Here is a 22,316-nt window from a genome sequence, read left to right as displayed (position 1 = left end):
CGGTTAAGTGGTAGGATTGGGTGGCATGCGCATGTGTGGTGAAAGCCAAAATTCGACCACCATGAGCATGCGCGTGACGGCGAAATTGATCGCAAGGTAAATCGCTCCTGCGACGATGAAGATTTCGAAAGCCCGAAAGCTGTCCGCGATCAATTTTCCTGCAAGACCTGTGACTTCCATGATGGTGATCACAGAAGCAAGCGCCGTTGCCTTGACCATCAAGATGATCTCATTGCCATAGGCAGGCAATGCGTGCCTGATGGCAATCGGAAGAATGATGCGCCTGAACAACAGGATACCTGACATGCCGCAGGCGCGCGCCGCCTCAACCTGTTGCATGGAAACGGCCTGCAGGCCACCTCGAAAGATCTCGCTGCAGTAGGCGGCTGTGTTCAGCGTCAACGCCAGCACGGCGCACCAATAAGGTTCACGGAAAAACCACCAGACGCCAAGATCCTGCAGTCCATGTCGGAATTGACCGAGGCCATAGTACATCAGGAACATTTGGACAAGGAGAGGTGAACCTCTGAACACGAAGACATAAGCGCGGGTTAAGGTTCGGCCGATCGTGCCGCCCATCACCGCAACGAGCGCGATGACAAGCGCGAGGACGCTCCCCGCCAGAATGGATGTGACTGCAAGCTCGATGGTCAGCGGCAAACCGTTCAGAAGAGTGAAGAACGTTTCCCTCATGAAGCCAATATCCATCACAAGGCCCTCCTTATCCCTTGAGTTGTTCGCGCTTCCATTCTCCTGAACAGGATCGAGGAGACCCAGGTGATGACGAGATAGAGAATGACTGCCGTCAGATAGAATTCAAACGGGCGGCGTGTGGACCCGGCGGCGATTTGCGATTGCCGGAGGAGTTCGACAAGTCCGGTGACGGAGATCAATGCCGATTCCTTCAGGACGAGTTGCCAGGTGTTTCCAAGTCCCGGAATGGCATAGCGAAGCACGAGAGGTGCGATAATGCGCCTGAACTTGGGCCACGGCCGCATGCCAACGGCGCTGGCCGCTTCGATTTCGCCACGCGCAACCGATCTGAAGGCGCCACGAAAGACCTCGGCCTGGTAGGCAGCCGAGACGACGCCAAGTGCCAGAGTTCCGGTTAGGAAAGCGGGCATTCCGATGAAACCATGGTAGCCGAACAGGCCGCCGACAGATCCGAGCAGCGAGCTTCCGCCAAAATAGAAAAGATAGATGATCAGCAGGTCCGGGACGCCGCGGAGGATTGTGGTGTAGCAGTCGGCAAACCAGCGAACGGCCATATGCGGCGACAGCTGCATGAAGGTAACAACAGAGCCGATGACCGTTCCAGCCAGAAAGCCACACACGGAAACGCCAATTGTCATGGCGGCAGCCGTCAGAAGGAGGGGACCCCAGCCTGTCTGTCCGACGCCGACAAGTGTCAGATAACTATCGATAAGCTCCATGCGTGAACCTCTTTGTGAAAGCTTGGCTTTGGCTCAGTCGACAGTCCGCCGATGCGCCCAGATGCGCTGGAGCTTCGACATGTTCTTGAGCGAGCTTTGCACATGCGCGCGCGCTGCATTTGCGGCGGCCTCGCGGTCGCGTGCGCAGATGGCGTCTGCAATTGCCCGATGCTCATCGAGATCCGTGTGCTCCAGATCGACCCAGAGAACCTCGAGCCACAGGGCCAAACGAAGCTGCTGGTAGACTTGGTCGGTTACCCTTACGAGAGCCTCGTTCCGAGTCGATTCCACAATGACTCGGTGGATGTACAATCCAAGATCGAGACGGGCGGCGTCGGACGGCGCCCCATTGGTCGTCTCCTTGAGCTCGATCATCTGGGCGATTACGCCTCGAAGCCGGTCAAGGTCTTCTTCGGTTGCCATCTCGCAGGCGAGTTGCGCAGCGCAGACATCGAGTGCTTCGCGAACAACCAGCAAATTGCAGAATTTAGTGACGTCCAGATCGGTGACCGTGTATCCGAAGTTTCGTTGTCCGACGATCAACCCTTCCTCTTCAAGCTTCATCAACGCTTCGCGCAACGGCGTCCGGCTGACGCCGAAGCGCTTCGCAAGCGTGTTTTCCGACAGGCGCTCCGAGGGGCGTAGCTGGCCGCTGAGGATAAGGTCCTTCAGCTGCGAGTATGTGCTCTCACGCAAAGAGCCTCGCTGTTCCGTTTTGGTCGATGCCAATCAATTCCCTTTCCATGTCTGCGCCCGTTCAGCGGGTCCTGTCGGTGGCACCATAACTTTTTCCCTCTTGCTTGATCAAGCAGAATACGATTATGTATACAATGTTGACCACAACAAGCAATGGCCTTTCATCTGCATTTTGGAAGCGGCTTCAAATGTGGGTGCAGGACAAATGGAGGCCCGATGCCAGAGATTCTAAGCCTGGAAGAATTGCGGGAGCGCTTTTCGAATGCTTCAGGCGGCGACATGTTCGATCCGGAGTTTCGAAAAGTTGCCGAGCTGGTCTTTGGGGATGGCGACAGCCGTCAGGCTCCTTATTGCGGCATACCAACGCTTTTGAAGGCTCCTTATCGTCCTGATGCGTCGCCGGATTTTACTGGCATCGACATCGCGCTTTTCGGGATACCAATGGACCTTGGCGTGACGAACCGATCAGGTGCGCGGTTCGGGCCTCGTGCCGTTCGCAATGTCGATCGGGTCGGTCCTTATGAGCATGTGTTGCGCGCCGTTCCGACCGCTCACGCACGGGTCGCCGATGTCGGCGATGTTCCGTTCAGGAGCCGCTTTGATCTCGCCGCATCCCATGAGGATATCGAGCGATTTGTCCTCGGGGTGGTCAAGGCGGGCGTTGTGCCTTTGGCGGTCGGCGGCGACCACTCGATCGGTCTTCCCATTCTGCGGGCCGTCGGCAAAGATCGATCGGTAGGGATGATCCATATCGATGCGCATTGCGACACGGGCGGCTCCTTCGAGGGGTGCAAATTCCATCATGGCGGCCCCTTCCGTCAGGCCGTGCTTGACGGCGTGCTGGATCCGCGGCGGACGGTTCAGATCGGCATTCGAGGAAATTCGGAATATCTGTGGGAGTTCTCGTATGCGTCGGGCATGACCGTCATACATGCGGAAGAGGTCGGCGATATCGGCATAGGGGCGGTCATCGCAAGGGCGAGAGAGATCGTCGGCTCCGGTCCGACCTATGTCAGCTTCGATGTCGACTCTCTCGATCCAGCGTTTGCGCCCGGTACGGGGACGCCTGAGGTCGGCGGGCTGACCTCCGCCCAGGCGCTGGGCATCCTGCGAGGTCTTGCGGGATTGAACATCGTTGGCGGCGACGTCGTCGAGGTCGCCCCACAATACGATCCGACAACGAACACGGCGCAAATCGCGGCGCAGGTTTTATTCGAACTCCTCTGCTTGGCGGCAGAGGCAATCAAGATTCGCGCGGCCTAGCGGCTGAGGCTAGGCGTTGCGAAGGCTGCAACCGTACTGTCCGCAAAAGGACAGGGGTAACAAAAAGGGGAATGCAACATGCAACTATCAAAACTCTTGCTGACGTCCGTCTTGCTGGGTGTCGCCTTCGCTGGCGCCGCCGCCGCAGAGACAAAGCCAACCGAAATCACGATTGCGACCGAAGGCGCGTACGAACCATGGAACTTCACCGGACCTGATGGCAAGCTTGCCGGGTTCGAGATCGATCTTGCCAACGACCTCTGCGCTCGCATGAAGATCAAGTGCACGATCGTCGCCCAGGATTGGGACGGCCTCATTCCGTCGCTCAATGCGAAAAAGTTCGACGCCATCATGGCCTCGATGATCGTTACCGAGAAGCGTCTTGCCGTCATTTCGTTCAGCGAGCCCTATGCCCCGACTGCTGCTGCCTTCATGGTCGACAAGACCGGTCCGCTTGCAAAGCTGCCAGGCACCGGGACCACGGTCGATCTTGCCGGAGACAAAGCGAAGGTCGAGCAGGAATTGCAGCCGATCAGAGACGCCCTCAAGGGCAAGACGGTCGGCGCCCAGGTATCGACGGCGAACGCAACGTTCCTCGACACCTACTTCAAGGGCGTCGTCGATCCTAGAGAATACAAAACCGTCGAGCAGCATGATCTGGATCTTCAGGCCGGCCGCATCGACGCAGTCGTTGCGCAGAAGACATCGCTGAACGCAACGCTTCGAAAGGATGATTTCAAAGACTACACGATAGCCGGTCCGACCTTCAAAGGCGGGGTCTTCGGGCAGGGTATCGCGGCAGGACTTCGCAAGGACGATACGGTCCTGAAGTCCATGTTCGACGCGGCGATCAAAGCGGCCAAGGCGGACGGCACGATCAACAAGCTTGCGCAGAAATGGATCAAGACAAATCTCGATTGATTGAGCGCTGAAATTCTCACCCCGACAAAAATGGCAGCCGGTGCACCAAAAGGTCGCATCGGCTGACCGGCGGAGCTTTGCCAAGCGTCGCTATCGAAACACACCTCATTTGGAGAGCCGTTGTGACTATCCTTCTCAATTCCCTTGAAGCTCGGGACGCTGCCTTCGTTCTTCACCCCTATACCAACGCCTCGCAACATTTGAAGGACGGTCCGCTGGTGATTGCAAGGGGGGAAGGGATCCATATCATCGACAGCGAGGGCAATAAGTATATCGAAGGTCTTGGGGGGCTGTTTTGCGCGTCGCTCGGCTTCAGCGAACAGCGGCTGGTCGATGCCGCGACCCGGCAGATGAAGGAATTGCCATTCTATCACAGCTTCGGCGGCAAATCGCACGAGACGGCCATCGAGCTGGCCGACAGGCTCATCCGGCTTTCGCCTGTTCCGATGTCGAAGGTGTTCTTCGCCAATTCGGGTTCCGAGGCCAATGATACGGCCATGAAACTCGTCTGGTATTATCACAACGCGATCGGCAAGCCGGAAAAGAAAAAGATCATTTCGCGTATGCGTGCCTATCACGGCGTGACCATCGCCTCCGCAAGCCTAACGGGGCTCCCTAACAATCACCGTGATTTCGATCTGCCGATCGCCCGCGTGCTGCATACGGATTGCCCGGAATTCTATCGTTACGGTCAGCCGGGCGAGACGGAAGAGGAATTTGCCACACGTTGCGCGGATTCGCTCGAGGGACTGATCCTTGCGGAAGGCCCGGAAACGATCGGTGCATTCTTTGCCGAACCGCTTATGGCATCGGGCGGCTGCATCGTCCCGCCGCCAACCTACTACGAGAAAATTCAGGCAATCCTGAAGAAATACGACGTGCTGCTAATCGCAGACGAGGTGATCTGCGGCTTCGGCAGGCTCGGGACGATGTTCGGTTCCGAAAGCTTCGGGCTGCAACCCGATATAATCGTGATGGCAAAGCAGCTCTCGGCAGCTTACCAGCCGATCTCAGCCCTGATGATCAATGAAAAGATCCATTCTGCGATCGTTTCAGAAAGCGAGAAGATCGGGACCTTCGGGCACGGCTTCACCTATAGCGGCCATCCGGTCGCCACGGCCGTCGCGCTGGAAACCCTCAATATATACGAGGAGCGAGACATAGTCGGCCATGTCCAGGACGTAGCGCCGCTGTTTCAGCGCCGACTGAATGATCTGAGCGAGCATCCGCTCGTTGGCAATGCCCGTGGCCGGGGTCTGATCGGAACGCTTGAGCTCGTTCGCAACAAGGAGACGAAGGAGGCGTTCAATCCAGCCCATGGCATTGCTATCCACGCCGGGCGAAGAGCTCAGGCCCACGGCGTCATCACCCGCGCGCTGGGCGACAACTACTCGCTGTGCCCGCCGCTGATCATCACCGAGGCGCAGATCAACGAATTGTTCGACCGCTCTACCCGCGCGCTGGACGACACCTATGCCTGGGCCAGGGCGAGTGGATTGTACTGAGGAAAGATTGACGATGCGCAATTTCGAAACTCCCGGAAGATCGATCGCCGTCGGGCGCGATGGGATGGCGGCGACATCCCATCCGATAGCGACCACGACTGCGATCGAGATACTGAAGAGCGGTGGCAAGGCCATTGATGCCGCCGTCGGCGCCTGCGCCGTCCAGTGTGTGGTGGAGGCTGGGTCCACCGGCGTGGGTGGTGATTGCTTTGCACTGCTGACCGCAAACGGCAGCGACCAGGTCGTGGCCTATAACGGCTCGGGACGGACGCCTGCTGCGGCGAAATACGAATGGTATAGGGATAACGGCATTACCGCCATCGACCGGTCATCGCCCCATGCCGTGACAATTCCGGGCGCGGTGGATGCATGGACACGCCTCGTCGCCGACCACGGCAGGATGCCGATCGCGGAGATACTTGCTCCTGCAATCGCGCTGGCGCGGGACGGCTATGGGATCACCCCGAGGGTGGCCGCCGACATCTCAAACCAGCGAGACTTGCTGCTGCGTGATCCGTCGACCCGTCGCATCTTTTTGACCGACGACCAGGTTCCTGCTGTCGGATCGGTCCAACGACAGCCTGAGCTTGCGCAGACGCTGGAAGCGATTGGGATCTCAGGCCGTGACGGGTTCTATCGCGGCCCGGTCGCCGAGGACATGCTGGCCAAGCTGAAGTCGCTGGGCGGTTTGCATACGGCGGAGGACTTTGCCTCCGCCGCCGGTGAATATGTAAAACCAATCAGTGCGACCTACCGGGGATGGACCGTCCACGAATGCCCGCCCAACGGGCAAGGCATCATCGCGCTCATGATCTTGAAGATTCTGGAGCGGTTCGAGCGCAAAGGCGATCCGCTGAGCGCCGATAATTTGCACATCGAGGTGGAGGCAACGAGGCTTGCCTATGCGGCGCGCGATCGGTGGCTGGCAGAGTCGGAAACGTCGATTGTCCCAGTTGAACAGCTTTTGTCCGATCAGTTCATTGACGGCCTTGCTGCAAAAATAGATCTGCGCAAAGCAGCCGATACCGGAGCGATTATCGACGATGTCGAGCACTCGGATACCGTTTACATTTCGGTGGTCGATAAGGACCGAAACGTCGCGAGCTTCATCAATTCGATCTTCCATCCCTACGGAAGCGGCCTGATGGCTCCGAAGTCGGGCGTCTTGTTTCATAATCGCGGCCAAAGTTTCGTCGTGAAAGAGGGGCATCCGAACGCGATAGGTCCACGCAAAAGGCCGATGCACACAATCATACCGGGACTGGTGACGCGCGCTGGAAAATCCGTGCTGTCATTCGGCGTGATGGGAGGACATTACCAGGCCATGGGTCACGCCCACTTCCTTTCAAAGCTTTTTGACTACGATCTCGATATTCAAAGTGCAATCGATCTTCCGCGCTTGTTCCCGCTTCCGGGCACGGCCACGGTCGAGACGGAGGCGCTGCTTCGCGCGACAATCGGTAACGAGCTGGAGGTCCGCGGTTTTAAGGTTGTCGCTCCGAAATGGGCGATCGGCGGGGCGCAGGCGATCTGGATCGACGATCAAAACGACACCTTGCTGGGCGCTTCCGATCATAGAAAAGACGGTTGTGCCCTCGGCTACTGACAAAAAGGATGGAACTGAAATGTCCGAGTATCCGAACACGAGGCTCTATATAAACGGCATCTGGCGCGATGGCTCCAATGAGCGACTGCCTGTCGTAAATCCGGCGTCGAGCGAGGTCATCGGCAACGTCTCGAATGCCAGCAACAATGATCTCGACGAAGCACTTGCCGCGGCATCGGCCGGGTTCCAGCAATGGCGTCAGGTTAGCGCGTTCGAGCGAGCGAGACTCCTTCGCAAGGCGGCTGAAATTCTGCGTGGGCGCTCGGCTGCGATCGCGAGGACGATGACGCTGGAACAGGGTAAGCCATTGGCGGAGTCCCTGGCGGAAACCTTGAGTGCGGCCGACATCATCGACTGGTTTGCCGAGGAAGCCCGTCGCGCCTACGGCCGTTTGATTCCCCCAAGGGCGATGAATGTCAGACAGATGGTCGTAAAGGAGCCGGTCGGCCCGGTGGCCGCCTTCAGTCCGTGGAATTTCCCATTGAACCAGGCTGTGCGCAAGGTGTCGGCAGCTCTTGCTGCCGGCTGTTCGATCATCTTGAAGGGACCTGAAGAGACGCCGGCGAGTTGCGCTGAGCTTGTTCGCGCATTCGCTGACGCAGGCCTGCCGGCCGGCGTCCTCAATCTTGTCTTCGGCATACCGGCAGAGATCTCGCGCTACCTCATTCCGCACCCGGTGATCCGCAAAATCTCCTTCACGGGATCGACGGCGGTCGGAAAACAGCTCGCCTCGCTCGCGGGTGCCCATATGAAGCGGGTGACGATGGAGCTGGGCGGGCACGCACCGGCCATTGTGTTCGATGATGCGGATGTCGATCTGGCCGTTCGGATATTGAGCGGTGCAAAGTTTCGAAATGCCGGGCAGGTCTGCGTGGCGCCAACGCGCTTTCTCGTTCAGCAGAGCGTTTATGGGAAATTTCTGGAAGGCTTTGTGAAGGCGGCCGAAGCGATAAGGGTGGGCGACGGTTTGATGGACGGCGTGAACATGGGTCCGCTTGCCAACGCCCGTCGCGTCGAGGCTATGGAAGCCTTGACAGCGGATGCCGTGTCTCGTGGCGCAAGCATTGCGACCGGCGGCAAGAAGCTCGGAAATCGGGGAAATTTCTTCCAGCCCACTATTCTCACCGGCGTTCCGCAGGACGCGCGCATTGCGAATGAGGAGCCTTTCGGTCCCATCGCGTTGGTCAGCGCATTTGCGGATTACGACGCGGCCATCTTAGAGACGAACCGACTGCCCTACGGACTTGCCGCCTATGCCTATACGAAATCCGCAAAGACAAGCGCCGCGCTCGCCCGCGATATTGAAAGCGGGATGCTGTCTATCAATCACTACGGACTGGCGCTGCCAGAGTTGCCTTTCGGCGGCGTGAAAGACTCCGGTTACGGCTCGGAAGGCGGGACTGAGGCGATGGAAAGCTACTTCAATACAAAGCTCGTGACCGAAGCGAATTAGATCGATTTTTGCCCGCGGTAGGCCCGAGGAAATTTCAAGAGACGTACCCAGAAGGGGTGGGACGGTACAATGTCGGCCATACAAAAAAATTCCAAAATCGGCGTGCTCGGCGCCGAACTGGAAACTGCTTCTGTCCCCGTGTCCTGTGACCAGGCTCAGCAAATTGCGTGCGACCATTATGGCCTTTCTGGTCGCGCAACATGGCTGTGGGGCGAGAAGGACAGTAATTTTCGCGTGATGCTCGAGGACGGCGCGGCCTATCTTCTGAAAATTCTCAATCCGGCTGAGGATCCTCTCGTTACCTCGATGCACAGTTTGGCGCTCTTGCATGTGGAGGAGGTGGATCCGGGAATTCCGACCCAGCGTGTCATTCTCACCCGTGACGGTGCCGCGGATTTTCGCTTCGTGGCGGACGATGGCACCGAACGCGGCGTCCGCATGGTCACGTTCGCGCCTGGCGCTGCACAACGGACCGCGCCACAGTCTCCTTTGCAGCGCCGGCGGGTTGGCGCAATGCTCGGGCGTTTGCAAAAAGCCTTGAAGAGCTTTTCACATGAAGCCGCATCACATCGCATCACCTGGGATTTGAAACATGCGGCAGGTATGCGCGAAGTCCTGCCGACATTTGACGATGTTCATCAGCGAACGCGCCTCGAAAACGCGATCGAAGAGTTCGAGACGGCGATTGTGCCAATCATGAATACGTTGGATGCCCAAGTCATTCACAACGACTTCAACATGGAAAACATCCTTGTCGATACGACAGCGCCGGATACAATCACCGGCATCATCGATTTTGGCGATATGGTGCACGCTCCCAAGCTTTTCGACGTGGGTGTGGCTGCTGCCTATCAGATCGGGGATGAACCTGACCCGATAACGCCGATGTGCGATCTTATCGCGGGATATCGCAGCGAATGTTCCCTGTCCGATGCCGAAATCCCCCTGATCTACAAGGCAGCGGTTATGCGGTTGGTGATGCGGCTTTGTATTCCGAGATGGCGCGCACGGCTGTTCCCCGAGCACGCTCAACACTTGACCAGACAAAGTGCAGGTGTCTGGGCGCAATTGGCGCGCCTTGATGCAATTCCAAGAACCGTCGCTATCGAAAGACTGCGCGAAGCCAATCGGTGACCGAAAGCATGAGAAAAACCGTTTCCCACAAACCGAGCGCATCAATGGTCAACGGCTTCGACCCGGCACGGCTCGCTAGCCTGCCGGAACGAGAGCGAAAGATGATCGAGCGCCGACAGACGTTACTCGGACCGTCCTATCGGCTCTTCTATGAAAATCCGGTCCATATCACAAAAGCCAAGGGCGTATGGCTGTATGGACCGGACGGAGAAGCCTATCTCGACGCCTATAACAACGTGCCGTCGGTCGGTCATTGCCACCCGCACGTTGTGGAGGCAATAAGTTACCAGGCGTCGCAACTCAATACGCATACACGTTATCTGAACGAGCAAATCCTCTCCTACTCGGAAAGGCTTTTGGCGACGTTTACGGCCGAACTCGACCGTGTGATGTACACATGCACCGGAAGCGAGGCGGTCGATCTGGCCCTGCGGCTTGCACGCCATTACACAGGTGGCACCGGTATCATCATTACGGAGAACGCCTATCATGGCGTTACGGCCTCGGCGGCGGAAATCTCGCCGCTGCTTGGAGATAGCGTGCCCCTTGGCCAGCACGTCCTGACGGTGCCGGCGCCAGATACCTATCGCGCCAATGGTCTCGATGTGGGTGCGGCATTGGCGGAAGACGTCGCCAAAGCGATTGTCCATATGCGCCGCCGCGGTATCACGCCAGCCGCCTTTATCGCCGACAGCATCTTTTCCTCGGATGGCGTTTTTGCCGATCCGCCCGGTCTCCTCAAACCCGTCGTTGATGTTTTGAAGAAAGCTGGCGTACTTTATATCGCCGACGAGGTGCAGCCCGGCTTCGGGCGAATAGGCACAAACATGTGGGGTTTCGCGCGTCACGAAGTCATCCCCGACATTGTCGCAGTCGGCAAGCCGATGGGCAATGGAATGCCAATTGCAGCGGCCATTATGAAGTCGGACATCCAGGAGTGTTTCGGCCGGGATATACGTTACTTCAACACCTTTGGTGCCAACAACGTTTCTTTGGCTGCTGCGTCGGCTGTACTTGACGTTATCGAGAACGAAAACCTTATGCAAAACGCGCACAAGACAGGGGATTACCTGCGCGCGGGAATGAACAGCTTGAAAGACACGTTCGCTTCGATCGGTGATGTCAGAGGCAGCGGTCTGTTTCTAGGATTGGAGTTTGTACGCAACCACGACAGCCGCGAACCAGATAGCGCCCTCGCGCTGAAGGTAGTTGGTGAGCTTCGCGATCGGCGTGTGTTGATAAGCGCCTCGGGACTAAATGGTAATGTTCTCAAAATTCGCCCGCCACTCCCTTTCTCTCGCGAAAATGCAGATATGCTGCTCAACGCGCTGCAGGATGCTCTTGTCGATATGGAACGCACGGAGTGAGTTGGCAGCTTTCGAAGAGCCTTATTCGCGCTTCCTGAAGGGCAAGGTACAGGAGTTGGCGACGCCCCTGCCATCGCTCCCGATTTCCTGAATTGCGGAACGAATGTCATCTCTTTTCAATCAGGCTCAATTCAAAGTGCCGAAAAGTGATGCAGTCAAATTGCGATCAATATTGCAAATGACTTCCCTGTCCGGGATATGACGATCGCGTTCAGGCTGTTCGCCATGCATGGCTGCCTGCGGGCCGTCGGTTTTCCCGTGACAGTGAATTTTGCAACAATATATGGTCAATATCGTTCCAAATCGCGCCTGCGCAATCACACCTCGCGGATCATGAAATGAAAGACTGGCATCCTGACCTTACGCGCTCTTCCAGCCCCCGTTATATGGCTATTGCCGATCTAATCGAAATGGATCTGAGAAACGGCGTGCTGGCGGTGGGCGACCGTTTGCCGCCGCAAAGGGAGATGGCCAAGCGGCTGAACATCGATTTCACCACCGTCGCTCGCGGTTATGCCGAGGCGCAGAAGCGCGGCCTGGTGGATTCGCACGTCGGCAGGGGCACCTTCGTCACCGGCGGACAGGATCGCGAAGATCGTGGTTTCTTATTCGATGCCGCGCCCGATCCGCGCCGTGCCTCGGAGGTGGACTTGTCGATGAACCTCCCACCCGAGCCTGATGATCCGAAGCTGATCGCCCGCATGCGCGAAGGCATGTCTGCTGTGGCAATCAATCTCGTTCCGTTGCTGCGATACCAGGGCTTCGGCGGATCCGGCATGGACAAGGATGCCGCCGCTGCCTGGCTCAGCCGCCGCGGTCTGATGCCTCCGCAGGAGCGGATCTTCGTCACACCGGGCGCGCATCCCGCGCTGCTGGCGATTTTCGGCCTTCTTGCAAAGCCTGGCGAAACCGTATTGTCGGAAATCATCACCTATCCCGGCATGCGCTCAATCGCTGCCCAACTGCGCCTCAATCTTTCCGGTTTGCCAATGGACGATGAGGGCATATTGCCCGATGCCTTTGCCGAGGCTTGCGAGCGGCTGCGGCCGAAGGCGCTCTATCTCAATCCAACGCTGCAGAACCCGTTGACGCTGACCATTCCCGAAAAGCGCCGCGAGGAAATCGCCGCCGTGGCCCGCAAATATCATGTGCCCATTATTGAAGACGATGCCTACGGCTTCATTCCTTTGCACGGGCCGCCGCCGCTTGCGGCCATCGCACCTGATTTGACATGGCATATTGGCGGTCTTGCAAAATGCATCGGCGCCGGCCTGCGCCTTGCCTATGTGGTTGCTCCAGACAGCAAGGCAATCTGGCCCTTTGTCAGCGCCATGCGCACAAACAATGTCATGGCCTCGCCGATGACGGTCGCGCTCGCCACTTGCTGGATCGAGGACGGCACGGCGGACTCGATTCTGCGCTTCATTCGCGCGGAGGCGGCTGCCCGTCAGCAGATGGTGGCTGGTATTCTGCCCAAGGGCAGCTACAAGGCCGATCCAATCAGCTTCAACATCTGGATGCCGCTGACCAACGGCTGGACCCGCTCGACCTTCAGCAGTCACATGCGTTCCTCCGGCATCGGCGTCGTGGCAAGCGACGCCTTCACCGTCGATGGTGCGGCCCCTGAGGCCGTACGCATCTGCCTTGGCGGGCCGATCGGCCGCGAACGACTGCAAGGCGCGCTGGACTTCATGGCGCATGCACTGGAAGGCCCGCCGGAAATGTCGGCCTCGTTCTTCTAGATACCTTTGGACGTGATCTCTTCAATCGTTCTTTTAAGCCATGCGACTTTCGCAGCGCCATGCAGAATATGCCGAACCAAGGGTGTTTGCGGCTCCGATGCCTCGCCCGTGCATGAGGGCCGTTGGCGGCAACTCTTGAACGGATTGATCCAAGGCTGGACATGCTCGCTTGAAAGGGCGCTGCAACGACGGGCACCCTCAAGAACATAAGCGGAGTTTTCATCCCTGCAGTTGGAATATCAGATGCTTCTTCAGTTGCTCCGCGGTCGTCAGCTGCAGACTGTGCCCGCTTCAGCCATCTCTTGTCGACAATCAACCGCACTTGTCGTCACGGGAAGAGCCGCATGACGCCGGAAAAAGAACGGTTGGTCGGCATTGCAGATCAGCATTGGCGATGCGGAACTAATGTTTCATCATCAAAGGAAGCGTCGTATGCGCCAGCAGGTGACGGGTCACGCGGCCGAGGAACAGTTCGAGGAAATAGCTGTGCTTGAAAGCGCCGGTCAGCAGGCAGGTTGCGCCGACGGAACCAGCGAAATCGAGAATGGTTTCGGCAACCGGGCGGTCCTCAGAGCGGATCGCGACGATGTCGCCTTTCAAGCCGAGTTCGGCGAGGAGCTCTCGCGCCGTTTGCTGATAGCGGCCGCCCGCCTTGTCGTTGACGCAGAGCACCGTTATCTGTCCGGCTGCAGCCAGCCAGCGCCTTGCCGCCACGACAGCGCCGTGCGCGTAAGGATGTGGTTTCCAGCCGATCAGGATATGCCGCACGAGGTCGCCGGCATATTCGTTCGGGGGAGGCACGAGCACGAGTTTGCGCTCATTGAACAGCAGGTCATGAAATGCATCGCGGGTGTCCATATTTCCGTGACATGCGGTGACTACAAGCGCCGTCTCGCGACATTCGCCAGAAACGCAACGGTCGACATCGCCACGACAGTCGTCGAGCAGGATTTCCCTGCGGTCGGGCCGAAGCGTCCTCCATTCCTCAAACAGCCGCTCGACGTGTTCCAAACGCTCCCGCGGCGAGCCTTCGTGCAGCTCGCGCAGCATCTGCAGCTCAAGTTCTTCCGGCGCCGCAATCATTGCTTTCGGATCCGCCCCGACATGGGCGGCTGCCATGCGTCCTCCAATGGCACGGGATGCATCTTCGGCGATGTCGAGGCAGATCCGTACGGTTGCCGGGTCGGCCAACAGAGCAAGGACATCCGCCTGCACTGCCGCGCTATGCGCATGCGCCAACAGATCGGGTTGCGCATGCCCGTTCTTCGTGTCGTCGTTTGAAGGCGCCGTGTTCACGGGGAACCTCCCTTCGCGATGCCGATGCACCATCGCTCGCCTTGGCAGCGGGCTTTATTCTACCCCCGCCATGGCCGGCCGACAACGCGGGAGAAGCAGGCAAAAATGATAGTCGATCGGGCGGTGACACGGCGGATGCTCATCCTTGGGTGAGATTGGCTTCGCCTGCGTATATCGCGGTCTTACCGTTAAGCCGCCGCCATAAGCGCACGTCCTCGGCCGTAATCCAGAGGGCTCGGGTTTCGCCGAGGCGCTGCAATTTTTCCGAAGCGATCGCCAGAAACATCCCCAAGCACTCGGCAAATCGGGCTGCGCCGTCGCGGGGTGGCACGGCGGCGGCCAGGATGCCTCGTCTCGTCACTGTCACCTGGCAGATCTGCCAGCCGTGCACGCGAAAGACGAACGAGCCGGTCCTGCTGGCTTTATCGAATGCTATCGCATCAGCCGTGTTCCTATTGATTTCGATCATGTGCGAGCGTGCCGCTCCCGCTTTGTCGACCTCTGGACTATGGATCGGCTTCCATTCTTTTCGCCGGAGGTGAGACGCCACGCGTCAAGAAATGATTCCAGAATGGCGCGCTGTTCTCCTCCAATGCCGATGTTTGAACCGAGGAATTCGAGAAGATCAAGATGGCGGCGGCGTGCGAGTTCATCCGTCATCGCCCCAATCCTTCCGTGCGTGAAGCTTGGATGCCGGATTCTGTGACGCTCGAACTGCCGAGAGCAACCGCCTTGAGAAGCTGCGACCCAAGCCGCGCCTGCTCGGCCATGTCGTCGAAGAGCATGGCTGCTTCTTCAAGCTCTCCCTTTTCGGCATGTGGGTCCAACTCCTCCAATCCCATCGTGAGATCGATGAGGGTGGCCACCTTCACACGTTGCCGGACCGCAAGATGGAAGAGCTCCTGAACGATCGACTTTCTTTCGGCAGGCGCTACCCTGGTGAGGACCTCGCCAACCGCCGACGAGCAATCGGACTCGGGATCGAGCCGCTTGGCGAGCACCTTTAATTGACGAACAATCGAAACAATGTCCCACCCGTTCGGTGGCGGCTGGAGCATGGAAGTCATCCGTTTACTCCTTTGACCAATCCGATCTTTTCCGATCGATCTGCTCTTCCCGGCCACATCGCTGCGCATGAACGGTCCGGATCGCTCCGGGCGCCTGCACGAACAGGAGCGCCATCCGCCGCGCCTCGCCTGCCGCGCTGACGATGCCGATAGTACTGAGGTGCGATTTGAACGACATAGGCACATCTCCATTTAACGACGCACCTTATCCATTCGCCGTCCGGCCTTGCTTGATCGACATCAAACAGGACGTCGTTTCCCGCGAGCTTCCTTTCCGCCACGTCTTTGCCCGGACTTTGGCCGCGAAAAGGGAGGTCGGACGTTCTCTTTGACGCGGCTCAAAGACAGCCTCGCCGAAAGGTCATATGTGCTGAAGCGAGAGGAAGGTGAAGACATGAGATACGTGATGTTAGGACCGCCGGGGGCAGGGAAGGGCACGCAGGCCGTCCGCATTTCAAATCGTCTCGGCATTCCTCACATATCCACCGGCGACCTGCTCCGCTCGGCGGATGTAGCGACGCCCGCCGGGGCGGCGGCACGGACGCTGATGGAGGCGGGTCATCTCGTGAGCGACGAGATCGTCGTGGATCTGCTGTTCGAGCGCATTCGCCGATCCGATGCTCGCAAAGGCTTCATCCTGGACGGTTTTCCCCGCAACGTCATCCAGGCCGAGATTCTGGACGAGTGGCTGGCGGGGCAGGATGAGGGATTGGATGCCGTGCTCGAAATTTACGCTCCGGTCGCGGTACTTCTGGACAGAGTGCTTTCGAGGTCGGCTCAAGCAGTGTCCGCTGGCAGCGCACCACGCGCCGATGACAACGAGACCACGCTTCGCCAGCGGCTTGAAAGCTACAGGATGGAAACCCTTCCCTTGTCCGATTACTATCATCGGAAAGGTGTTCTGATGTCGTTTGACGGGACCTGCAACATCGATGCCTTGGCGACGGCGATCGGCGAGCAAATTCCGGCGGTCGGCCGCTGATCGGTCGCACTTCGGAGCCGAGCCTGCCTGGATACGGTATCGAGCAGCGCTCGATACCTCTTCTCCTTACAAATTGCGTGCATCCTCGGCGAGGGCGAGCAGCCGCCCCGCGTCGGTCACCGTAAGCTTCTGCCGACCGCCCTTTACGATGTTCTTGGATTCCCAGGCACTGAGGATCCTGGAAACCGTATGCAACGTGGTTCCCGTCATCTCCGCAATATCCTGGCGGGAGATCGGAAAGTCGATGCAGATGCCGACATCCACCGGGCGCCCGGCTTGTTTCAACAGCCGCAGGACGGCGTGTGCGACCCTCTTTTCGACTTCCTCCGTCGACATTTCGCGAATGCGCGTGTGTGCTTCCTCCAGGCGCTGCCCGATGGTCTGCATCGCGGTAACCGCCAGTCTGGGGTTTTGTTCGACGAAGCAAGACCACATTTCCGTTGGCCATCCGAGAACGACACTTTCGGTCGCCGCAAGCGCGGTTCCGGGGTAATCCGCTCTGCGGAGCGCCATCGCGAAACCGAACAGATCGCCGGGATGAACCATTCTGACGATGATCTGCTGGCCGTCCTGCGTAACCTGTGTCACCTTCAGGCGCCCGTGCAGCAGAAGAAAGAAGGACTTCGCCTGCGCGCCCTGCTCGAATACCGCATCTCCCGGAGCGACGCGGCGCGAAATTGCATGCTCGAGCATTGCATCGAGGTCGCGATCCGTCATCCGCTCGAATAGCGACAGCGTCTTTAAAACCGTGCGATCAACCCTCATCGTTTATCCGCCTTTCTCTAGGTTTCGATGACCAGTGCAAGCAATCGCGCAGTGGCCCGGCGAACAGAGTTCGCTATGCCTTCCAAGAGCGACGGTCGGCGCACCAGGCGAAATCCGAGATTGTCCGGTGGTGTTCCAACGGAACACCCTCCGCCCCGCGGATTTCTAACGAAGCTGCTCATGGGCGAGCGATGTCTTCCTGAGGCGATCATGATTCCGCAGGTCAATGGGTTCAGATCTTCGACGGCTTTTGCTCTGTCGAGATCGATGCGGCTGCTGCAGGTTGATGTCCATTCCCAGATGTTTCCAGCGAAATCGACCAGCCCCGTCTGACTGACGCCGAAAGATCCCCTTGGCTGGGGACGAGGATCGATGGAGGCGGAACGGCGGGCTTCACGCTCGTAATCTGCCAGCCAGCGCTTTGCGGGGTTTCGATCGCTTGGGTCTATCCCAAGCGCATCGTCGGGAAATCGATCGGCTGCAGCGTAGGCAAGCTCAAAATCGGTAGGCAGTGTCCATTCCTCCCCTGTGCGATGCGACAGCCATGTCGCGTAGCGCACCGCGTCATCGTAGCTCACGCCAGTCACCGGGGCGTTGTCGTCCGGCAAACTTGCGGCAGCCGCCTCGGAAACGCAGCGTCCGTACTCGGCTTGCGAGACCTGGTACTTCGTGATGTCGAGGGGAACCATCACGGCTTCGAGCCGTTTTGGAGCGTCGATTGCGAAGCCGTTCCGAAAATATTCCGTCGCCTCGCGATATTCGAATGCGCGCGGCGCGATGGTGACGAGTTCCGGGGGAACGATGACGGCGCCTTGCGCTTCGAACGACAGAACCCCCGCCTTCTCGACGAGCGCTCCCGAGAGCAGCCCGACGATTGCGAGGGGGATCATAATCGACATCTCCGAAACCATTCTTTTGACGGCGTGCGGTGCCATGGCTCGAATCGCAAGTTGCGCCTTTCAATTAGGAGAGGTGCGCAGGTCCTTCGCCGACCCGCGCACCGATGCTCGATCAGGTCGCCGACGGCGCCTTGACCGAGGTCATGAGGTCGTCGTTCCAATTGCCTGTCACCTTGAAGTGAGCCGCGGCGCCGAGTTCGAATGCCTCGATAAGATTGTGGTTCACGTAGGCATATATGCCCGGCTGCTTGAACGTGTAGATCGCCGCGCCGGCAGTGCCGCCGGGAATGAACCATGTCTCTTGATCCGTGTCGGGGACATTGAGGAATTTTCCCGTGGCCCACACGTATTCGCCGTGCCCGCCGATCAAATGCGGGCGGGTGTCGCGGTTCGCCTGCGAGTGAACGATCAGGACGGTCTCACCCACTTTCGCCGTCATGGCATTCTCGCCGGTCAACGCACCTACGGCGCCATTGAATACGATGTGGCTTGGCAGCAGGGTCTTCATGACCGCGACCGTCTCTTCATATGCCTCGCCGGGGCTGCCGAACTTTTTGAATTTCCCATTGGCATCGCGCGGGACGTAGAAGTCCTGTTCGCCGACATAGTAGACCTTGTCGTAGACGATCGGCTTTCCGTGGCCGTCTGTCAGCCCTTCGCGAGGCAGAACCATGATCGCGCCGTTCATCCCGGAGGTGACGTGCCAGGGGACCATCCCCGGAGGTGCGCAATGATAGACGAACACGCCTGCCTTGGTCGCCTTGAAGCGCAGAACCGTGCTTTCGCCAGGGTTGACGACGGTCAGTGCTCCGCCTCCCAGACCGCCGGTTGCGGCGTGGAAATCGATGTTATGCTGCATCGTGTTCGTATCCGGGTTCACGAGCGTCAGCTCGACGTAATCGTCCTGGTGGACGACCATCAGCGGCCCCGGAACAGAACCGTTGAAGGTCATCGCATTGATTTCCGTGCCGTCCTTGTCGAGCACCATCTTCTTTTCCTGGATGGTGAGCGTGAACTCCTTGATCACGGGACCGCCTTCTGCCTTTTGCGCATGGGCGTGAACAAAGGGCGGCTTGACCAATTCGACCTTCTCGCGAACGAGCTTTGACAAATCCGTGACCGATGCCGTCTTCCTTACCGCTTCTGCGGAGGCCACCTCCTCATCCGCGCGAGCGGTTGAGATGATGATGGGCGTCAGCGCTCCCGCGACAGCAGCGCTCGTCAGCATCGTGCGCCGGGTCATCTGCAGAGTATTTGTCATTTCCAATCTCCAATAGTCGAGGAGCGGACGAACGCCGCCCGGTCGAGAAGGAGACTAGAAGAAACGTCCGGAAATTCTTTGCGATGGCGCAAACTGTCTATTTGCTGCGCCGCAAACTTAATCCTGCATTCTCTGTGTAACCTTGATGATTTCCTTTGTGCGCCGCAGCAGGTAGCCGGCAATTCTTTCGCAAGTCTGTCGTTATCCCGAACACGGCTTCGGCTCTGGTCCATCGTCATGACGGCGACGACATTCGCATGGCGTCATACCGGGATTTGGGGATGTCTTGCCGGGCAGCCTGTTTCGGCTTGCAACCTGAACGTTCGGCATGGCGTTGGCGCTGGGTTTCAGCTGGGAAACCTCGCCGACGCTTTTCGATTGCCTCTCTTCAGGGCCGTGTCTTGCCTTGTTGGGCGGCATCATCCGGCCACCCGATCTCAATCGGACGTTCCCTGGATCAGCCTAATATCCACGCTAGCCTGAGGGGCGGCCGGCATTCTCGTGCCTATGATGAGTTCGACGATGTGGAATTCTTGTTCCGCGCGATCCACTGCGCCCCGGCCTGACCATGGTGAAAACCGTTTGCGAGCGGCGCATCGGGATAGATGGTCCGTATTCGTGCGGCGACCTCACCGGCGTCTTTTTCGCAATCCGTCAGTGCTCTGAACGCCTTCGATACTTCCACCATGTCGCAATCCTGTGGGGAAAGGCGGAGCGAGCCGATCCCCATGGAGCGCAGTTCCTCAGGGGAGGCGAGAAGAGCCTGACATGCATGCGAGACGGTCTGAACGCCGTTCAGCGCCAGAAATGGCTGACCGGAGAGAGTTTTGACCGCAAGACCATCGGGATCCTCCTGGCAAACGAATTGGCAATTGTCCTTCGTCCTGTTTTTCGATCGCGCGTGTGCGCATCGAGCTGATATGGCAAGAGGAACGCGGCCGAATGCGAACAGTTCGAATTTGGGGCCTGGGCAAGCTCTCGTGATTTCAGACACGGATGTCGCGGGAAGCTCGGGAGGGAGGCAGATGCTGGTCGCGCCGTTTCGCGCAAGCAGTCTCGCGGTCTCGCCATTGTATATGTTGACAAAGGGACCGACCGCATGCGGACGGCCTTTCAAAAGCCTGAGAGCTGACAGGTCGTTTGCCTCGACCAGGTGGGCGTCGACCTCGGCAAGCTCGCGCTGGTACCGCGACTCACGATCGAGCGTTACCATTGCAAGGGTGGAGAGCCAGACTGTCTTGCCGGCCGCCTGCAACCGTTCGATGACGGAGGCTATCTCGGATTCCATCAAGTGCAATCTTTTCGAGCAGATCGTCTCGCCGAGCACGACAACGTCGACAGGCGCCTCGTCGGCGATCCGGAAGTAGAAGTCGCGGAACTTGTCGGTCGGCCACAGATAAAGCAGTGGTCCGAGCGTGAGGTTTATCGAAGTCGTCATTCTACCTCCAGCGCTTCTCATAGGCGCCGTGCGTCGTCTGCTGCCCTTCGCTGAGCGTTCTAAGGCGTGCCATCAGGGCGCCGCGCGCTTCCGGAGCGGCATTCAAGGTCGCTCGCAGAGTTGAAACGACTTCCGAGATGTATGCTTTTCCGCGTTGCCGGCCTTCGACCTTCAGCGCCTTGACTCCCGCGTCGCGAAGCTGGTCGAGCTGGTCCATCACATCCAGGGAAACGGGATCTTCGAAGGCGTAGGTCTTGCTGTCGCCGATCTCGAAGCGTCCCTTGCATAGCGTCGGATAACCGGTCGGCTCCCCTTCGGTGAAGCGGTTAATCGTGAATCCGCCCAGGTTCGAGACCATGTCGCGGCCCGACTGATGATAGCGCACATGGCTGGCCGGCGAGCAGACGCCGTTCATGTTCGGAGATTTGCCCGTTGCATAGGAGGACAGAGAGCAGCGGCCCTCTGCCATGACACAGAGGCCGCCAAATACGAAGACCTCGAGCTCGCAGGTGACCTGGCGAGCGATTTTGGCAATGTCCTGTATGGTGAGGGTGCGTGGAAGCACGACGCGCGCGGCTCCGAAATTTTCCACAAGATAGGCCAGCGCGTCGGGGTTGGAGGCGGATGCCTGAACGGACACGTGGAGGCGCAGGTTTGGATGGTGTTCGGCCACATGCGCCATGAGACCGAAATCGGCGACGATCAATGCGTCTGCGCCGGCCTGCTTCGCTTCGTCGGCCCGGCGATACCACAGGTCTTCCTTGCCCGCCGTCATGAATGTGTTCAACGCGACAAAGGTCTTCACCTTATGCTTTCTGGCGTAGCCGATGGCCTCGCGAAGCTCGGAAAGGTCGAAGTTCAGGCCAGGAAAGTTGCGTGCGTTCGTCTCGTCGCGGAAGCCGCAGTAGACCGCGTCCGCGCCGGCGTCGACAGCTTCGCGGAAGGATGCCGGAGTGCCGGCGGGGCAGATCAGTTCCATTGTACGCCCTGGGCTTCGAGTGCTTCACGCCGTATGGCGTCGAGTATCCTGGTGGCCGAACGGCTCATGGGGCCAGCCAGCTTGCCGAGCGACCGGACCAGATCGATCTCGTTATCGTCGAGTGCGTTTCGCAACGCCAGCACGGCCTCCATGTCTCCGGAGACCAGAAGCTTTCGCGCGAAGAAGAGCGCGTCGCCGTCTACGCGTCCTTCGGCAAGCGCGAGCATGAGCACCAGCGGGCCTGTAATCGTGGCGTCCGCCCGTAGGATTCTACCTTGGCGAACGATGCGCACCGAGCGATCCAAGGGTCGAATGGAGAAGGAGAACGCGAAGTCGGTGGGAACGAAAGCAAACCGAGCATTGCCGTATTCGCCGAGCCTGTCGAAGAGCTTTGGATGGTTTGCCAAGACTTGCTGTAGAAGGAGGTTGGCAACACGTGCGGCGATCGGTAGCGGGACGATTCTGGCGGTCGCCATCAGACGGGATGGGGCGAGCATTGAGGCCTCTTT

Annotated in this window: 21 protein-coding genes; 9 read left to right on the top strand and 12 right to left on the bottom strand. The window is 58.8% G+C overall.

All coding sequences use genetic code 11. The features are described 5' to 3' along the window. Nucleotides 1–3: 3 nt before the first annotated feature. Genes Q4Q11_RS08870 through Q4Q11_RS08860 form a run of 3 tightly spaced genes read right to left on the bottom strand, consistent with a single transcriptional unit; the run spans nucleotide 4 to nucleotide 2,162 of the window. Complete coding sequence (locus Q4Q11_RS08870) at nucleotides 4–708, bottom strand: ABC transporter permease (protein WP_498569266.1); 705 nt, start codon at nucleotides 706–708, stop codon at nucleotides 4–6. Next, nucleotides 708–1,433 (bottom strand): ABC transporter permease, encoded by a 726-nt coding sequence (locus tag Q4Q11_RS08865; protein ID WP_498569265.1) that lies wholly within the window; start codon nucleotides 1,431–1,433, stop codon nucleotides 708–710. The genes Q4Q11_RS08870 and Q4Q11_RS08865 overlap by 1 nt, the downstream gene beginning before the upstream one ends. Before the next feature lie 33 nt (nucleotides 1,434–1,466). Then, a complete protein-coding gene (locus Q4Q11_RS08860) occupies nucleotides 1,467–2,162 on the bottom strand; it encodes a GntR family transcriptional regulator (RefSeq protein WP_498569264.1) in 696 nt (231 codons plus the stop codon). 183 nt (nucleotides 2,163–2,345) lie between these two features. On the opposite strand from Q4Q11_RS08860, the gene speB reads away from it, so the two are divergent. The 8 genes from speB to Q4Q11_RS08820 all read left to right on the top strand — a co-directional run bounded on the left by speB (nucleotide 2,346) and on the right by Q4Q11_RS08820 (nucleotide 13,120). Further along, nucleotides 2,346–3,392 carry an agmatinase gene (gene speB, locus Q4Q11_RS08855; RefSeq protein ID WP_498569263.1) on the top strand — a complete coding sequence of 349 codons (1,047 nt, stop codon included), beginning with the start codon at nucleotides 2,346–2,348 and terminating at the stop codon, nucleotides 3,390–3,392. 78 nt (nucleotides 3,393–3,470) lie between these two features. After that, nucleotides 3,471–4,313 (top strand): lysine/arginine/ornithine ABC transporter substrate-binding protein, encoded by an 843-nt coding sequence (locus tag Q4Q11_RS08850; protein ID WP_498569262.1) that lies wholly within the window; start codon nucleotides 3,471–3,473, stop codon nucleotides 4,311–4,313. A 122-nt stretch (nucleotides 4,314–4,435) separates the two neighbouring features. Beyond that, entirely contained in the window at nucleotides 4,436–5,818 is a 1,383-nt protein-coding gene (locus Q4Q11_RS08845) for an aspartate aminotransferase family protein (protein WP_498569261.1), read from the top strand. Between the two features lie 13 nt (nucleotides 5,819–5,831). Further along, nucleotides 5,832–7,424, top strand: a complete 1,593-nt coding sequence (ggt, locus tag Q4Q11_RS08840; protein ID WP_498569260.1) for a gamma-glutamyltransferase — start codon at nucleotides 5,832–5,834, stop codon at nucleotides 7,422–7,424. A gap of 19 nt (nucleotides 7,425–7,443) precedes the next feature. Then, on the top strand, nucleotides 7,444–8,877 hold the full coding sequence (locus tag Q4Q11_RS08835; RefSeq protein ID WP_498569259.1) for an NAD-dependent succinate-semialdehyde dehydrogenase: 1,434 nt from the start codon (nucleotides 7,444–7,446) through the stop codon (nucleotides 8,875–8,877). Between the two features lie 69 nt (nucleotides 8,878–8,946). Beyond that, nucleotides 8,947–10,011, top strand: a complete 1,065-nt coding sequence (locus tag Q4Q11_RS08830) for a phosphotransferase (protein ID WP_498569258.1) — start codon at nucleotides 8,947–8,949, stop codon at nucleotides 10,009–10,011. A gap of 44 nt (nucleotides 10,012–10,055) precedes the next feature. Further along, on the top strand, nucleotides 10,056–11,378 hold the full coding sequence (locus Q4Q11_RS08825) for an aspartate aminotransferase family protein (RefSeq protein ID WP_498569274.1): 1,323 nt from the start codon (nucleotides 10,056–10,058) through the stop codon (nucleotides 11,376–11,378). Nucleotides 11,379–11,716: 338 nt separating this feature from the next. Then, a complete protein-coding gene (locus Q4Q11_RS08820) occupies nucleotides 11,717–13,120 on the top strand; it encodes an aminotransferase-like domain-containing protein (protein ID WP_112512961.1) in 1,404 nt (467 codons plus the stop codon). Between the two features lie 402 nt (nucleotides 13,121–13,522). On the opposite strand, the gene Q4Q11_RS08815 is transcribed toward Q4Q11_RS08820, so the two are convergent. The 3 genes from Q4Q11_RS08815 to Q4Q11_RS08805 form a co-directional block, all read right to left on the bottom strand. Further along, complete coding sequence (locus Q4Q11_RS08815) at nucleotides 13,523–14,416, bottom strand: universal stress protein (RefSeq protein ID WP_498569257.1); 894 nt, start codon at nucleotides 14,414–14,416, stop codon at nucleotides 13,523–13,525. Nucleotides 14,417–14,555: 139 nt separating this feature from the next. Beyond that, a complete protein-coding gene (locus tag Q4Q11_RS08810; protein WP_112512963.1) occupies nucleotides 14,556–14,885 on the bottom strand; it encodes a hypothetical protein in 330 nt (109 codons plus the stop codon). A gap of 187 nt (nucleotides 14,886–15,072) precedes the next feature. Further along, the gene (locus Q4Q11_RS08805) at nucleotides 15,073–15,552 is read right to left on the bottom strand and encodes a hypothetical protein (protein ID WP_498569256.1); all 480 of its coding nucleotides are present in this window, start codon (nucleotides 15,550–15,552) and stop codon (nucleotides 15,073–15,075) included. A gap of 157 nt (nucleotides 15,553–15,709) precedes the next feature. On the opposite strand from Q4Q11_RS08805, the gene Q4Q11_RS08800 reads away from it, so the two are divergent. Beyond that, entirely contained in the window at nucleotides 15,710–16,465 is a 756-nt protein-coding gene (locus Q4Q11_RS08800; RefSeq protein ID WP_498569255.1) for an adenylate kinase, read from the top strand. A gap of 66 nt (nucleotides 16,466–16,531) precedes the next feature. Here the strand turns inward: Q4Q11_RS08800 and Q4Q11_RS08795 are convergent, their stop codons facing one another. The 6 genes from Q4Q11_RS08795 to ubiT all read right to left on the bottom strand — a co-directional run bounded on the left by Q4Q11_RS08795 (nucleotide 16,532) and on the right by ubiT (nucleotide 22,304). Beyond that, nucleotides 16,532–17,230, bottom strand: coding sequence for a Crp/Fnr family transcriptional regulator (locus Q4Q11_RS08795; protein WP_112512967.1), 699 nt, complete (start codon nucleotides 17,228–17,230; stop codon nucleotides 16,532–16,534). A 17-nt stretch (nucleotides 17,231–17,247) separates the two neighbouring features. Beyond that, a complete protein-coding gene (locus Q4Q11_RS08790; protein WP_498569254.1) occupies nucleotides 17,248–18,165 on the bottom strand; it encodes an SUMF1/EgtB/PvdO family nonheme iron enzyme in 918 nt (305 codons plus the stop codon). 76 nt (nucleotides 18,166–18,241) lie between these two features. After that, on the bottom strand, nucleotides 18,242–19,390 hold the full coding sequence (nirK, locus tag Q4Q11_RS08785) for a copper-containing nitrite reductase (RefSeq protein ID WP_498569253.1): 1,149 nt from the start codon (nucleotides 19,388–19,390) through the stop codon (nucleotides 18,242–18,244). Nucleotides 19,391–19,895: 505 nt separating this feature from the next. Next, nucleotides 19,896–20,828, bottom strand: coding sequence for a ubiquinone anaerobic biosynthesis protein UbiV (gene ubiV / locus Q4Q11_RS08780; RefSeq protein WP_498569252.1), 933 nt, complete (start codon nucleotides 20,826–20,828; stop codon nucleotides 19,896–19,898). A gap of 1 nt (nucleotide 20,829) precedes the next feature. Further along, nucleotides 20,830–21,807, bottom strand: coding sequence for a ubiquinone anaerobic biosynthesis protein UbiU (gene ubiU / locus Q4Q11_RS08775; RefSeq protein WP_498569251.1), 978 nt, complete (start codon nucleotides 21,805–21,807; stop codon nucleotides 20,830–20,832). Next, nucleotides 21,798–22,304 (bottom strand): ubiquinone anaerobic biosynthesis accessory factor UbiT, encoded by a 507-nt coding sequence (gene ubiT / locus Q4Q11_RS08770; RefSeq protein WP_498569250.1) that lies wholly within the window; start codon nucleotides 22,302–22,304, stop codon nucleotides 21,798–21,800. Before ubiT ends, ubiU begins: the two co-directional genes overlap by 10 nt. Nucleotides 22,305–22,316 lie beyond the last annotated feature (12 nt).

Source organism: Rhizobium sp. UFLA01-1127, from assembly GCF_059803845.1.
Note: the sequence above shows the minus strand (reverse complement) of the source record. Positions and strands in the feature narration are given on the sequence as shown.